16 protein-coding genes are annotated in these 13,936 nt (G+C 71.1%); 1 reads left to right on the forward strand and 15 read right to left on the reverse strand.

All coding sequences use genetic code 11. The annotated features are described in order from the left end of the window. From HDA43_RS07875 to rpsP, 10 genes are all read right to left on the reverse strand, one after another. Positions 1–354 carry a YraN family protein gene (locus HDA43_RS07875; protein ID WP_179819084.1) on the reverse strand — a complete coding sequence of 118 codons (354 nt, stop codon included), beginning with the start codon at positions 352–354 and terminating at the stop codon, positions 1–3. Between the two features lie 343 nt (positions 355–697). Further along, positions 698–1,021, reverse strand: coding sequence for a DUF2469 domain-containing protein (locus HDA43_RS07880; RefSeq protein ID WP_179819085.1), 324 nt, complete (start codon positions 1,019–1,021; stop codon positions 698–700). A gap of 39 nt (positions 1,022–1,060) precedes the next feature. Further along, a complete protein-coding gene (locus HDA43_RS07885) occupies positions 1,061–1,747 on the reverse strand; it encodes a ribonuclease HII (RefSeq protein WP_179819086.1) in 687 nt (228 codons plus the stop codon). A gap of 64 nt (positions 1,748–1,811) precedes the next feature. Then, positions 1,812–2,546 carry a signal peptidase I gene (gene lepB, locus HDA43_RS07890; protein ID WP_312873094.1) on the reverse strand — a complete coding sequence of 245 codons (735 nt, stop codon included), beginning with the start codon at positions 2,544–2,546 and terminating at the stop codon, positions 1,812–1,814. A gap of 140 nt (positions 2,547–2,686) precedes the next feature. Further along, positions 2,687–3,559, reverse strand: a complete 873-nt coding sequence (lepB, locus tag HDA43_RS07895) for a signal peptidase I (protein WP_179819087.1) — start codon at positions 3,557–3,559, stop codon at positions 2,687–2,689. A gap of 157 nt (positions 3,560–3,716) precedes the next feature. Continuing rightward, positions 3,717–4,070, reverse strand: a complete 354-nt coding sequence (rplS, locus tag HDA43_RS07900) for a 50S ribosomal protein L19 (RefSeq protein WP_179819088.1) — start codon at positions 4,068–4,070, stop codon at positions 3,717–3,719. A 345-nt stretch (positions 4,071–4,415) separates the two neighbouring features. Further along, positions 4,416–5,183, reverse strand: a complete 768-nt coding sequence (trmD, locus tag HDA43_RS07905) for a tRNA (guanosine(37)-N1)-methyltransferase TrmD (RefSeq protein ID WP_179819089.1) — start codon at positions 5,181–5,183, stop codon at positions 4,416–4,418. Positions 5,184–5,196: 13 nt separating this feature from the next. Further along, entirely contained in the window at positions 5,197–5,712 is a 516-nt protein-coding gene (rimM, locus tag HDA43_RS07910) for a ribosome maturation factor RimM (RefSeq protein ID WP_179819090.1), read from the reverse strand. Between the two features lie 120 nt (positions 5,713–5,832). Beyond that, positions 5,833–6,075: an RNA-binding protein gene (locus HDA43_RS07915; protein ID WP_179819091.1), complete on the reverse strand. Its 243-nt coding sequence runs from the start codon at positions 6,073–6,075 to the stop codon at positions 5,833–5,835. 1 nt (position 6,076) lies between these two features. Next, positions 6,077–6,544, reverse strand: a complete 468-nt coding sequence (rpsP, locus tag HDA43_RS07920) for a 30S ribosomal protein S16 (protein WP_179819092.1) — start codon at positions 6,542–6,544, stop codon at positions 6,077–6,079. Positions 6,545–6,811: 267 nt separating this feature from the next. Here rpsP and HDA43_RS07925 point away from each other — a divergent pair, with 267 nt between their 5' ends. After that, positions 6,812–7,150, forward strand: a complete 339-nt coding sequence (locus HDA43_RS07925; protein WP_179819093.1) for a hypothetical protein — start codon at positions 6,812–6,814, stop codon at positions 7,148–7,150. Between the two features lie 220 nt (positions 7,151–7,370). Here the strand turns inward: HDA43_RS07925 and ffh are convergent, their stop codons facing one another. From ffh to HDA43_RS07950, 5 genes are all read right to left on the reverse strand, one after another. After that, positions 7,371–8,924 carry a signal recognition particle protein gene (gene ffh, locus HDA43_RS07930; protein WP_179819094.1) on the reverse strand — a complete coding sequence of 518 codons (1,554 nt, stop codon included), beginning with the start codon at positions 8,922–8,924 and terminating at the stop codon, positions 7,371–7,373. 83 nt (positions 8,925–9,007) lie between these two features. Then, positions 9,008–9,568, reverse strand: coding sequence for a GTP-binding protein (locus HDA43_RS07935; RefSeq protein WP_179822947.1), 561 nt, complete (start codon positions 9,566–9,568; stop codon positions 9,008–9,010). Between the two features lie 10 nt (positions 9,569–9,578). Next, positions 9,579–10,106 (reverse strand): DUF742 domain-containing protein, encoded by a 528-nt coding sequence (locus HDA43_RS07940; RefSeq protein ID WP_376770461.1) that lies wholly within the window; start codon positions 10,104–10,106, stop codon positions 9,579–9,581. Between the two features lie 24 nt (positions 10,107–10,130). Then, positions 10,131–10,544, reverse strand: coding sequence for a roadblock/LC7 domain-containing protein (locus HDA43_RS07945; protein WP_218912001.1), 414 nt, complete (start codon positions 10,542–10,544; stop codon positions 10,131–10,133). Positions 10,545–10,587: 43 nt separating this feature from the next. After that, positions 10,588–13,680 (reverse strand): sensor histidine kinase, encoded by a 3,093-nt coding sequence (locus tag HDA43_RS07950; RefSeq protein ID WP_179819096.1) that lies wholly within the window; start codon positions 13,678–13,680, stop codon positions 10,588–10,590. Positions 13,681–13,936: the final 256 nt, after the last annotated feature.

The raw sequence follows: 13,936 nt of genomic DNA on the forward strand, positions 1-13,936 counted from the left end.
CTAGCACACCCCCCGCTCGTGCCGGATGGCGAAGTCCCCGGCGAACCGCTCCAGGGCCACGACGTCGACGCGGATCGTCTCGAACCGCCGGTGCCGGGCCCCCAGCCATCTGACCGCCAGCAGGCGCAGACGGGCCAGCTTGGCCTCGGTCACCGCCTCGAAGGCGGTGCCGTGGCTCTGGCCGGAACGGGTCTTCACCTCCACCACGACGAGCGTCCGCCCCTCCCGGGCGACCACGTCGATCTCCCCGTCCGGGCACCGCCAGTTGCGATCCAGGATCTGCATGCCCTGAGCCAGCAGATAGTCGACGGCGACCTGCTCGCCGTACCGGCCCAGCTCGTGTTTCGCGGCCATGGAACCACCTCCGGTCCCAGACCTTCGCCCAAACCGGCCCCGTCCCGGAGAGCCGAACGCGGTTCTGTGGACAGACGGCGAGCGCCGAGTACGCCTGTGGACGAGCCCCAGAGCCGAAGGCGCGTCCACGGGACGGACCGCGGACCCGGATCACGACCGCGGGCGACCACGAAACCGGATCACGACCGCGGGACGGACCCCGGTGGACGGCACACCGCCCACGGGTTGACGGCACGCCGCCCGCGGACCGGACGGCGGAGCACCGGGAAGCGGCCGGAAACCAGCCGAGGATCACCGGGAAGCGGCCGGAAACCAGCCGGGGATCAGCCGGGACGGCCGGGGGTCAGCCGGAGAAACCCTCCTTGGGCATCTCCAGGTCCGCCTTGGCGAGCTCCTCGACGTTGACGTCCTTGAAGGTGACCACGCGGACGTTCTTGACGAACCTCGCCGGGCGGTACATGTCCCACACCCAGGCGTCCTGCATCTTCACGTCGAAGAACACGTCGCCGTTCTCGGCGGTGCGGACATCCAGGTCGACGGAGTTGGTGAGATAGAAGCGCCGTTCGGTCTCGACGACGTACGTGAACAGCCCGACGACGTCGCGGTACTCGCGGTAAAGCTGCAGCTCCATCTCGGCCTCGTATTTCTCGAGATCCTCTGCGCTCATACCGGTCCTCCTGTTAAAGGCCTTGCCCGGCCCGCCCGATCAGGCGACACCGGCCCCCATTTCATTCTCACCCATCACCGGCCCCGGCCCCGCCCTCGCCACCGTGGCGAAGGAGAACCGGTGCTCGGGGCACGGACCGTGCCTCTCCAGCGCCCTGCGATGGCTCACGGTCCCATACCCCTTGTGCGCGGCGAAACCGTAATCCGGGTGACGTTCGTGCAGAGCGATCATCATCCTGTCACGCGTCACCTTCGCCACGATCGAGGCCGCCGCGACGCAGGCCGCCACCTGGTCGCCCTTCCACACGGCCAGGGACGGCGCGGGCAGGCCGGGTACGGCGAAGCCGTCGACGAGCACGTAACCGGGCGCGCACGGCAGCCGCGCGACGGCGCGGCGCATGCCGTCGATGTTGGAGCGGTGAAGGCCGCGCGCGTCGATCTCGGCCGGCGGGATCACCACCACGCTGAGCGCCCTCGCGGTCGCCGTGATGCGCTCGTAGAGGAACTCCCGGCGGGCGGCGGTCAGCAGCTTGGAGTCGCCCAGGCCCTCGATCCGGCGGCCGAGCACCACGGCGGCGACCACCAGAGGCCCCGCGCAGGCGCCCCGGCCCGCCTCGTCGGCCCCGGCCACCGGCCCCAGCCCGCGGCGCGTCAGGGCCCGCTCGTAGCCGTACAGCCCCGAGTCGCGCCGGACCACGCAGGGCGTGGGACGGAACGTGCCCGTCACGGCACCGCGGCAGACATAGCGACCATGGGCAGAGGTTACGCCCTGTGCGGCCCGTTCGGTACCGCTATCGCGTGTTGGTGAAGGTCCGGGCGAGGGTGTCGGGGGTCGACAGCACGGTGGCCCTGGAGAACGGCCAGTAGATCGCGAAAGCCCGGCCGATGACCTGGTCCTCGGAGATCGTGCCCTCACCCTCCTGCTTCTCGTGGGCGCGGGAGTCGGCCGAGGCGGAGCGGTGGTCGCCCATCACCCACAGACGCCCCTTCGGCACGACCTTCTCGAACTTGTCCCCCGAGGGGAAGTCGTCGGGGTGCAGGTAGGGCTTCTCGTCGAGCGGGACGCCGTTGACGGTGATCCGCCCCTGGGCGTCGCAGCACCTGACGGTGTCCCCGCCGACCGCGATGACCCGCTTGATCGTGTACTCGTCCCGCCAGCCGGTGAAGACGACGACGTCGCCGCGCTCGGTCTCGCCGTGCAGCTTGTTGACGACCACCCTGTCACCGCGCTGCAGGGTGTTCTCCATCGACTCCGACGGGATCTCGAAGGACGCGATGACGAACATGTGCAGCAGCAGCGCCACCACCACGCCGGACACGACCAGGAGGACCGACTCGCGCAGGCCGCCGCCCTTGCCGGAGGACTTCTTCGCGCCCTTCGCGCCGCCCCCGGCCGCATCGCCTCCGGCCGTGCTCTCCCCGGCCGCACCGTCCCCGGCCGCACCGTCCCCGACCGGGCCGTCCCCGGCCGTGTCTTCCCCGGGTGCGCCTTTGCCGGGCTCCGCCGCTTTACTGTCAGGTTCCACAATCATGAGGGTAAGCCCACCGGCGCCCGGCGCGGCGCGGCTTCCCGGCCCGGAAAGGCCGTCGCCTCCGGACCGCCGGTGTCCGGGCCCCGTACGGCCTCCGTACGGTCCCCACGCCCGGAAAGGCCGTCAGTCCCGGGTCAGCCCCGGGAGCGCCTGCGCCGGCGCCAGAGCACCAGCGGCGTGGCCAGCGCGAACCCGCCCAGGAGCGGAGCGGCCCCGACGGCCGCCGCGGCGACGGGCTGAAGGCCCTTCTGGCCGAAGGTGTCCGGAATAGAGATGATCTTCGCCCTGGAGAACGGCCAGACGATGACGAACGCGCGGCCGATCACCTTGTCCACCGGGATCGTCCCGCCGCCGGGATCGCCCATGTGGGAACGGGAGTCGAGGGAGACCGAGCGGTGGTCGCCCATCACCCACAGCCGCCCCTCGGGAACCTTGATCTTGAAGGGCTCCCGCGAGGGCACGTCACCGGGGTAGAGGTAGGACGTCTCGTCCAGCGGGACGCCGTTGACCGTCACCCGGCCCTTGACGTCGCAGCACTCGACCGTGTCGCCGCCGACGCCGATGACGCGCTTGATGTAGTCCTTCTCGTTCGGCACCATGCCGAACACGCCGCCGACCCAGTGGAAGAACCCGGAGACGGGGTTGGACGGCTCGGGGATCTCGACCTCGCCGTCCCAGGAGTCGACGCCCGAGAACACCACCACGTCGCCCCGCTCGATGTCGCGGATCCGGTAGACCGGCTTGTTCACCAGGACGCGGTCGTTGACCAGGAGGGTGTTCTCCATCGACTCCGAGGGGATGTAGAACGCCTGGACCACGAAGGTCTTGATCACCAGTGCGAGGACCAGCGCGACGACGACCAGGATGGGCAACTCCTTCCAGAAGGAGCCCTTCTTCTTGCCCTCGTCACCCTTGGCGGTCTTCTGAGTGTCTTCGGCGACCACGTGCACCTCGTCCTCGACAGGTCGACGCGAGGCTGCGCCGGACTCCCGGTCTTCGCTACTCATCGGTGATGAGCCTAAATGATGGAGGGGACCGGACGTTCGCCAGTCCGGTTACCTCATGCCATGCGTTTCCTCAAAGGCGGTCAAGCCTGTACGGACGCGAACGGCCCGCCTCCCCGGGAGGGGACGCGGGCCGGATACGCCGGGACGCGGAAAGGCGTCAGCGGCTCTCGCGCTTCTCGCGGATGCGGGCGGCCTTGCCGCGCAGGTCGCGCATGTAGTACAGCTTGGCGCGACGGACGTCACCGCGGGTCACCACGGTGATCTTCTCGATGACGGGGCTGTGCACCGGGAAGGTGCGCTCGACGCCGACGCCGTAGCTGACCTTGCGGACGGTGAAGGTCTCACGGGCGCCGCCGCCCTGGCGGCGCAGGACGAAGCCCTTGAAGACCTGGACACGGGAGCGGTTGCCCTCGATCACGCGGACGTGAACCTCAAGTGTGTCACCGGGGCGGAAGGCCGGGACGTCGGAACGGAGCGTGGACTTCTCAAGCTCGCTGATCAGCGTGTGCATGACAGTGGTACCTCATCTGAGCGAGCACGCGGAGGTTCACCCGGCCACGGTGAGGCGGCGTCGCGGTGGACACGCGTACTGGAATGGATGCGTCTGTGCCCGCCTCCGCGCCTGTTTCCGCGGAGCCGGACCCGTCTGCCCGACAGCGCGCCGGCCTGCAGGCAGTCGGCGGCAACGCTTCAGTCTGCCATATCCCGGCGACCGACCGGAAATCAACCACCCTGACCACGCGGAACGGGCCGAACGGGCGGACCGGACGGAGCCGACCACGGGAGCCGGCACGCGGAACCGCCCGCCGCGCGGGCGGACCACACGGACCACGTCCGGGGAACCGGCCGAGGCCCCTCAGGGCAGCAGGCCGAGCTCCGTCAGGAGCCGCCGGTCGTGCTTGTCAAGGGTCGCCGGGTCGAGCGCCGCCAGCAGTTCGGCCCGGTTCCGCGCGGTACGGCGCAGCGCCTCGTCCCGCCGCCACCGGGCGATCTTCCCGTGGTGCCCGGAGAGCAGGATCTCCGGGACCTCGTGCCCCCGCCACTCCGGCGGCTTGGTGTAGACGGGACCTTCGAGGAGGTTCTCCATCTCCCCGGGCGCGAAGGAGTCGTCCACGGCCGAGCGCGCGTTGCCCAGCACGCCGGGCAGCAGCCGCCCGACGGCCTCGACCATCACCAGCACCGCCGCCTCGCCGCCGGCCAGCACGTAGTCGCCGATGCTGACCTCGTCCACGCACAGGCGGGAGCCGTACTCGGCCATGACGCGGGAGTCGATGCCCTCGTAGCGGGCCGGGGTGAACAGCAGCCAGGGCTCGGCGACGTACTCCATCGCCAGGCGCTGGGTGAACGGCACCCCGCTGGGGGTCGGCACGATGATCCTGGGCCGCGCGTCCTGGTCGGCGGCGAGGACGGCGTCGATGGCCTCCCCCCACGGCTCGGGCTTCATGACCATGCCGGGGCCGCCGCCGTACGGCGTGTCGTCGACGGTGCGGTGCACGTCGTGGGCCCAGTCGCGGAGCTGGTGGAGGTGGACGTCGAGGATGCCGCGCTCGCGCGCCTTGCCGATGAGGGAGACGTCGAGCGGGGCGAAGTACTCGGGGAAGATCGAGATGATGTCGATGCGCATGTTCGGATGGCCGTCAGACGGCCGCGTCGGGGTCGAGCAGGCCCTCGGGGGCGTCCACGACCAGGAAGCCCTCGTCCAGGTCGACCACCGGGACGAGCGCCTTGACGAACGGGACGTAGACCTCGCCGAAGTCGCGCCGCACCACCAGGAGGTCCTGGCCGTGGTGCAGCACGTCGGTCACCTCGCCGACCCGCTCCCGGTCGGGGGTGACCACCGCGAGGCCGATGAGCTGGTGGTCGTAGAACTCGTCGGGGTCCTCGGGCGGCGGGATCTCCTCCGAGTCGATGACGAGCATGGTGCCGCGGAGCTCCTCGGCCCGGTCGCGGTCGGCCACGCCCAGGAACTTCACCAGCAGGATCCCCGAATGCCGGCGCCGGGACTCCACGACGAGCGGACCGGCGGACGCCGGGTCGGTGGAAAGAGCGGATCCCGGGGCGAAGCGGCTCTCCGGGTCGTCGGTGCGCACCTCCACGGACACCTCGCCGCGGAGCCCGTGCGGGCGGCCGATCCGGCCTACGACAAGCTGCACGCCCGCCTCCCAAGTGGTTCCAAGTGATTGATGACAAGCGAACGGGCCACCCACGCTGGGCGGGTGGCCCGTTCGCTCGATGTGCCTTCGCCGCGAGGGCCCGCTCGGCGGGAGCGGACCCTAACGGGCCTCGTTGAGGTCGAGGAGGTCGACCCGGACGTACTTGCCGTCGCCCAGCGCGTTCATGACCGTGCGCAGCGCCTTGGCCGTGCGGCCACCGCGACCGATGACCTTGCCGAGGTCGTCGGGGTGGACCCGGACCTCAAGCACACGGCCGCTGCGGATGCGGCGGGCGTGAACCTGGACGTCGTCGGAATGTTCGACGATGCCCTTCACCAGGTGCTCGAGGGCCTCCTCAAGCACCTCAGGCCTCGCCTTCCGGCTTCTCCGCCGCAGCCGCCGGCTCAGCCGGGGTCTCAGCGACGGCCTCGTCGGCCTTGGCGGCCTTGGCGGCCTTCTTCTTCGGCGTGGTGGCGGCCGCGGCGTCGAGCGACAGCGCCTCCTTGGCCGCGGCCTCGTAGGCGGCGTGGCGGTCGGCCTTGGGCTCGGCGACCTTGAGCGGAGCCGGAGCCGGCTCGCCCTTGAACTTCTGCCAGTCACCGGTGAGCTTGAGGAGCTTCAGCACCGGCTCGGTCGGCTGCGCGCCGACACCCAGCCAGTAGGCCGCCCGCTCGGCATCGATCTCGATGCGCGAGGGGTTCTCCTTCGGGTGGTACAGGCCGATCTCCTCGATCGCACGGCCGTCACGCTTGGTGCGGCTGTCGGCGACGACGATGCGGTACTGCGGGTTGCGGATCATGCCGAGCCGCTTGAGCTTGATCTTGACTGCCACTGCTGTGGTCTCTCCTGCTTCGAAAGCGTGGGTGAGCGGTATCTCATCGAGTGGGGCACGAGGAGAAGACCGTTCAAGGGACAGTCGTGCCGCGCGGGGGTGAGAGGGCACCCACGGGGTCACGTGTTCCAACATGCCATTGTGCCAGACCCGCGGGGGTGCCCGGTTCCAAAGGGCCATCCCGTGCGGCGAGCCCGGGGCAAGAGTCGGTAATCCGCGTGTGTCCGCCGTGCCGGGCGGGGCCCGCTGCTGCGCTAAATGGCCGCCGTGGCAACCACCCTGAGATCTCTGACGCTCACCGCCATCGGGTCGATCGCGGTGCTGGGCGCCGTGCTCACGATGCGGGCCGCCTCCTCCCCGGGCGAGACGTCCCCCGCCGGAGGGGGCCGGGAGGATCACACGGTCGCCCGGGCGGCGGCCCCCGGGGCCTGGGAGGAGGGTGGCCGCGCCGCCGTGGGCTTCCACGCCGGCGGGGACTGCCCCACCCCGGCTCCGGGCGCCGCCCCGGTACGGCCCGCCGCGCCGGCCGACGACGTGCCGGCGGCGCTGTGGGCGCTGCTGACGCTGGCGGTCACGCCGTACGGTTGCCCGCCCGCCGGTTCCTGAGCGCGGAAACCGCCGTACGGCCGCCCGCCGGACCCCGGGCGCCGGGGCGGGACGGAGAAGGGGGCGGCGGGTCTCCCCGCCGCCCCCTTCTCACCGGTGGCCCGCTATCTGGGGCCGAGGCCGAGGAGTTCCAGCGTCGCCATCGCGATGAAGCCGAGTATGACGACCACCCAGATCCACCGGGCGCGCCCGTGGAAGCCGCCGCCGTTCCGGCCTTCGCTCACTTCTGGCCCGGGAACTTGAACTTGGAGGGGTCGAAGCCCGGCGGCAGTTCCAGGCCGGGCGGGAGCTGGCCGGGGAGACCGGCGCCCAGGTTGCCGAGGGCGCCGCCGGGAACCTTGTCGTCGGCCCCGGCGGGGGCCTTCTTGCCGAGGGCCGCCTTGCGCGGGTCACCGCTGACCCGGCGCCCCTTGCCCGACTTCTTCTGCGCGGCCTTGCCCTTGCGCCCGCCGGGCATGCCGGGGATGCCCATCCCGCCGGCCATCCGCTTCATCATCTTCTGGGCGTCGAAGAAGCGGGTGACCAGGCCGCTGACCTCGGTCACCGTCACGCCGGAGCCCTTGGCGATGCGGGCCCGCCGGGAGCCGTCGATCATCTTCGGGTTCTGGCGCTCGGCCGGGGTCATCGAGCGGATGATCGCGGCGACACGGTCGAGGTCTCGCTCGTCGAACTGGTTGAGCTGGTCGCGCATCTGCCCCATGCCGGGCATCATGCCGAGGAGGTTCTTGATGGGGCCCATCTTGCGGACCATCATCATCTGCTCGAGGAAGTCCTCCAGCGTGAAGCCCTCGCCCGAGGTGAGCTTGCCCGCCATCTTGACGGCCTCGGCCTCGTCGAAGGTCTTCTGGGCCTGCTCGATGAGGGTGAGGATGTCACCCATGTCGAGGATGCGGGAGGCCATCCGGTCCGGGTGGAAGGCGTCGAAGTCCTCCAGCTTCTCACCGGTGGAGGCGAACATGATCGGCTTGCCGGTGATGTGGCGGACCGACAGGGCGGCGCCGCCCCGGGCGTCGCCGTCGAGCTTGGTGAGCACGACGCCGTCGAAGCCGACGCCCTCCATGAACGCCTGGGCCGTGGAGACGGCGTCCTGGCCGATCATGGCGTCCACGACGAACAGGACCTCGTCGGGCGAGACCGCGTCGCGGATGTCGGCGGCCTGCTTCATCAGCTCCTGGTCGATGCCCAGGCGCCCGGCGGTGTCGATGATGACGATGTCGTGCTGCTGCCGCCTGGCGTGGTCGATCGACTGGCGGGCCACCTCGATCGGGTCGCCGACGCCGTTGCCGGGCTCGGGGGCGTAGACCGCCACGCCGGCGCGCTCGGCCATGACGGCGAGCTGCTGGACCGCGTTGGGACGCTGGAGGTCGGCGGCGACCAGCAGCGGCACGTGGTTCTGGTCGCGCAGCCAGCGGGCCAGCTTGCCGGCCAGGGTGGTCTTTCCGGCGCCCTGCAGGCCCGCGAGCATGATGACGGTCGGCGGGTTCTTGGCGTAGCGGAGACGCCGCGTCTCACCGCCGAGGACCTCGATCAGCTCGTCGTTGACGATCTTGACGACCTGCTGGGCCGGGTTGAGGGCCTGCGAGACCTCGGCGCCGCGGGCGCGCTCCTTGACCTGGGCCACGAACGTCTTGACGACGGGCAGGGCGACGTCGGCCTCGAGCAGCGCGATACGGATCTCGCGGCACGTGGCGTCGATGTCGGCCTCGGACAGCCGACCCTTGGAACGAAGGGAGGAGAAGACCGATGTGAGCCGGTCGGAAAGCGTCTCGAACACGTGTTTGGCCAGCCTCTGCGCTACGGGTCTGCGACTCGACCTCCCAGCCTATCCGCTGGGAGGCACGACTGACGCCCCGGAGATCAGCGTCCCCAGCCGGGAACGGCCATCCGCGTGGTGAGCGCGTGCTCGACCAGCGTGATGAGCGTGGCCTTCACCGCGTCGCGCGAGCGCGCGTCGGTCCGCGAGATGGGGATGTGCGGGGCCAGTGTCAGCGCCTCGCGCACCTCCTCCTCCGCGTGCAGGTAGGCCCCGTCCCAGCCGTTGATCGCCACGACGAAGGGCAGCCCGGCCTCCTCGAAGTAGTCGATCGCCGGGAAGCAGTCGGCCAGCCTCCGGGTGTCGACCAGCACGACCGCGCCGATGGCGCCCTTGACGAGGTCGTCCCACATGAACCAGAACCGGTGCTGACCCGGCGTGCCGAACAGGTACAGGATCAGGTCCTGGTCCAGCGACACCCGGCCGAAGTCCATCGCCACCGTGGTGGTGGTCTTGTTCGGGGTCAGCCCCAGATCGTCGATGCCGGCGCTGGCGTCGGTCATCACCGCTTCCGTGGTCAGCGGGAGGATCTCCGAGACCGACCCCACGAACGTGGTCTTGCCAACACCGAACCCACCGGCGACGACGATCTTCGTCGAGGTCAGGCCGCCGGAGTTAGAGCCTGCGAAGTCCACTGAGCACCCTTTCCAGCAGGTTGAGATCCGGCTTGCCCGCGTCGAGCTGCGGCTGGTGCAGCTGCACCAGACCTTCGGCCGCCATGTCGGCGACGAGGATCCGGGTGACGCCGAGGGAGATGCGGAGCATCGCGGAGATCTCGGCGACCGAACGCACCTGCCGGCACAGCGCGCTGATCGCCTGATACTCCGGGGTGCGATTGGACAGATCATGATGTGCGGACGTCGCCGAGGAGACCAGGGCCTCCATGGCGAGCTGGATGCGGGGGGCGGTCCGCCCCCCGGTCATCGCGTACGGCCGCACCAGGGAGCTCTGCTCCCCCGGCGGAGGCTGCACGACGTGCGAGGGCGGCATCCCGTGCGACCGCTGGGAGTCGTCCACCGGCCACCCGTGCGGCCGCTGGGGGTCCTCCACGGACCACCCGTGCGACCGCTGGGGGTCGTCCATCGACCAGGAGGGCGGCCCGCTCAGCGGGCCCCCGTCACCCGGCCAGTCCCGGTTTGCCACGGCATCCTCCTGGGGTCGTCGTCATCACCGTGGTTGGGCGGCTTGGAGTTCGGCGCGCACGGCGGGCGTCAGCACCTGCCCGGCGCGCTCGACCAGCAGGGTCATCTGGTAGGCCACCAGGCCCATGTCGCAGTCGGCGGCGGCCAGCACCGCCAGACAGGAGCCGTCGCTGATCGACATGATGAGGAGCAGCCCGCGCTGCATCTCCACCACCGTCTGGGTGACCGCGCCGCCCTCGAAGACCCGGGAGGCTCCCTGCGTCAGGCTGATGAGACCGGCCGCGACCGCCGCCAGCTGGTCGGCCCGGTCCCGGGGGAAGCCGTCGGAGTACGCCAGCGGCAGTCCGTCGGACGAGACGACGACCGTGTGCGCCACGCCCGGGACGTTGGTCACGAAGTCGGTGATCAGCCAATTGACCCCCCGGGCGGCCTGGCTCATTTCACGCACGTGTCATCCTCCTCGACGACCTTGATGAGCTCGCTCACCGGTCCTCCTTGTTAGCTTCAACGTCCCGGCCGAAGTCCGGATACGGCCTGTCCTCGCCGGCCTCGCCCCTGGCGGCCGCGCGGCCCTGCCGTACGCCCTTCTGGAAGCTCGCGAGCCTGTTGCGCACCGCCTCGGGGGAGACGTTGGGCCTGAGCGCGGGGGCGGGGGCGGACGCTCCGAGGTCGGGCGAGACCGTGCCGGGCACGAGGTTGGCCTTGGGCACCCGCTTGGGCAGCCCGGACCCGGTGAGGCCGCCGAGCGTCGGCTCGGCCACCGCCCTGGCCGCCTGCCAGCCCGCGTCCGCGGGCGAGGACCAGGCGTCCGCCGTCGCGGCGGTCTCGGGTTCGCGGGCCGGCTCATGGGCGGGCTCGTGGGTGGACGCGGGGGCCTGCGCGACGGGCTCGGCCTTCTTGAACCAGTCGGACTCGACCGCGGCGAAGATCGGCAGGAACTCCTCCTTCGCCTCCTCCATGGGCGAGTGCTCCTGTACGGCCGGCAGCGGGCCGGTGTTCTCGGCCTCCTCCGGGCCGCGGTGGCCGAGCGGCCCGGACGCGCCGGCCGGCGGCCATCCGCCGGAGTCGCCGGACCTGGCGGGCGGGACGGACCAGGCGCCCGAGTCGCCGCCGCGCACGGAGGTGTCGGACCAGATCGAGTCGCCGCCGCGCGCCGAGGTGTCGGGCCACACGGAGTCGCCGCGCGCCGGGGCGTCCGGCCAGGCCGGCGCGCCGCCGCGTGCGGAGGCGTCGGGCCACACGGGCGCGTCGGCCCGGGAGGTCGTCGACCACTCGGAGGCGGACCCCGGCGGCGGCACGTGGCCGGGCCAGGGGGTGTCCAGCGGCGCCCGGCCCGGGTCGCCGCCCGGCGCGGGCCGCGGCGCCTCCGCCGAGCCGAACTGCCAGGAGGCGTCGAACGAGCCGAAGGGCTGCTGCCGCCGCTGGGTGGCGTCGAAGGAGGAGAACGAGGAGAACGACGAGGGCGGCGCCGCCGAGTCGAACGCGGTCGGGCTGGCCATCACCGCCGGCCGCTCCAGGGAGGCCGAGGACGCGGCCCAGTCCACCGGGGCCGCCGGCTTGGCCGGGGCGCCCGACATGGAGACCAGCGAGTCGGGCAGCAGGATCATCGCGGTCAGGCCGCCGCTGTCCTGCTGGCGCAGCTGCACCCTGATGCCGTGCCGCAGGGCCAGCCGGCCGACCACGAACAGGCCCATCCGCCGGGAGACGGAGACGTCCACCACCGGCGGGTTGGCCAGCCGCCAGTTGGCCTCGGCGAGCTCCTCCGGGGTCATGCCGATGCCGATGTCGGTGACGGAGACCATCAGGCCGCCGCCGTCGATGCGGTTGCTGGAGACGACGACCTTGGTCTCCCGGGGGGAGAAGGAGATCGCGTTCTCCACGAGCTCGGCGATCAGGTGGACGACGTCGTTGACGGCCGTGCCCGCGACGGACACGCCGCCGGAGACCCGCAGGTCGACCCGCTCGTAGTTCTCGACCTCCGACAGGGAGGCGCGGACCACGTCGATCAGCGGGACCGGCTGGCTCCACCGGCGGGCGGGCTCCTGCCCGGCGAGGACCAGGAGGTTCTCGCTGTTGCGGCGCATGCGGGTGGCCAGGTGGTCGAGCCGGAACAGGCTGCCCAGCCGGCCCTCGTCCTGCTCGCCCTGCTCCAGGCTCTCGATGAGGGCGAGCTGGCGCTCGACGAGCGTCTGGCTGCGCCGCGAGAGGTTGACGAACATCGCGTTGACGTTGCTCCGCAGCGTGGCCTCCTGGCCCGCCAGCCGTACGGCCTCGCGGTGGACCTCGTCGAACGCCCGGGCGACCTCACCGATCTCGTCGGCCGACGCCACGCCGATCGGGGTGACCTCGGCCGCGGCCGCCTCGCCGCGCTCGCGCAGGCTCTGGACGGTCTCCGGGAGCTTGCGGCCGGCGATGTCCAGGGCCTCGCTGCGCAGCCTGCGCAGCGGCTTGACCAGCGACCGGGCCATCAGGACGGTGATCAGCAGGACGACCGCGAGGAGGGCGGCGACCGCGCCGGCGACGATCAGACCGCTGCGGCGCTCGGCGTCCCGCAGCTCGGCGCTGCGCGTGATGACGGCGTCGGAGATGTCCTTCTCCACCGCGCGCATCTTCTCCACCCGGTCGGTGGCCTGGTCGAACCACCGGCTGGCCTCGGTGCCGCGGCCCGCGGAGATGCGCCGGAGCTGCGCCCCCTCCGCGCCGAGCACGAGCGCCCGGGCCCGGGTGAACTCGGCGCTGTCGATCTTCCGGCCGGTGACGGTGTCGTCGTAGTGCTGGCGCAGGTCCAGGGACGCCTCGGAGCGGAACGCCTCCAGTTCGGTGTCGCGCTGCGCGCGGGCCGCGGTCATCGCGTCGAGGCCGGTCGTGTCGAAGCGGCCGGCCTGCAGGGCGACGGCGAGTGTGGCGCGCTCCTTGGACGCCTCGTCCTTGGCGCGGGCCAGGGCGCCCAGGGCGGCGGCGTTCTTGATCAGGGCGGTGTCGGACTCACCCTGGGTGACGTTGTCGTGCAGCGACAGCAGGTCGACGATCGCGCGGGAGTAGGTCTGGATCGCCGCGTGGGGCTCCAGCTGCGTCTTGACGACGGCGTTGCGCAGTGAGGAGATCTCCCTGATCCGGTTGCCGACGCGCTGGAACTCCTCGGCGGAGATCTGGTCGAGAGCGCCCCGGCTCAGCTCCAGGTTCGTCGTGACCTGTGTGGCGGCGTCGTCCACGACCTGCTGCTGCCTGCGCAGCTGGGAGAGCATGTCGCCGTTGCGGCCGGCCGCGATGAACCTGGCGGACATGTCGCGTTCGCGGGCGAGCTCGTGGGCCAGAGCGGAGAGGCGGCTGACCAGGGTCGCCGCCTCGTTGAGCTGCCGGTAGTGGTCGGCGCGCTGGAGAGAGGACACCACGCTCTGCGCACCGAGGGCGATGCCGACGAGGGTGGGGATGAGGACCAGCGCGACGAGACGCGTGCGGACGCGCCAGTTCTTCAACGCCAGTCGGCGGCCTGTCTTGGACGGCTCGCCTTGGTCGCCGGGACTCGCGGCCATGGTGCTTGGTTCGCGGTCGTCCGGGGCTGATTCAGTGGTCACCGGCCTGGGTTACCTCTCACCGGACTATGGGGGGCATGCACGTGTGTAACGCGAGACGCCGAATGAGGCGTCTGGCAAGCGTGACCTATTTGAGCATAGCCATACCGATGTGGCGAATAAGACAAAACTTGTCAGAAGAGTCCATGAAAAATAGGACAAAGAGGAATAATCCCCATGAATAGGGTCGAGATGCCTCTAAGGTGTAAGAGCCGATATACCCATATATAGCTGTCCTCCCTGGGCGTGACGATCTCCA

The sequence above is a fragment of the Streptosporangium sandarakinum genome, assembly GCF_013409935.1.
GTDB classification, from domain to species: Bacteria; Actinomycetota; Actinomycetes; order Streptosporangiales; family Streptosporangiaceae; genus Streptosporangium; species Streptosporangium nondiastaticum.

Coding starts and splice junctions, on each gene's coding strand:
- HDA43_RS07875 (WP_179819084.1), bottom strand. CDS start 354: ATGGCCGCGAAACACGAGCTGGGCCGGTACGGCGAGCAGGTCGCCGTC.
- HDA43_RS07945 (WP_218912001.1), bottom strand. CDS start 10,544: ATGAGCCAGGCCGCCCGGGGGGTCAATTGGCTGATCACCGACTTCGTG.
- HDA43_RS07880 (WP_179819085.1), bottom strand. CDS start 1,021: ATGAGCGCAGAGGATCTCGAGAAATACGAGGCCGAGATGGAGCTGCAG.
- rplS (WP_179819088.1), bottom strand. CDS start 4,070: ATGCACACGCTGATCAGCGAGCTTGAGAAGTCCACGCTCCGTTCCGAC.
- trmD (WP_179819089.1), bottom strand. CDS start 5,183: ATGCGCATCGACATCATCTCGATCTTCCCCGAGTACTTCGCCCCGCTC.
- lepB (WP_179819087.1), bottom strand. CDS start 3,559: ATGAGTAGCGAAGACCGGGAGTCCGGCGCAGCCTCGCGTCGACCTGTC.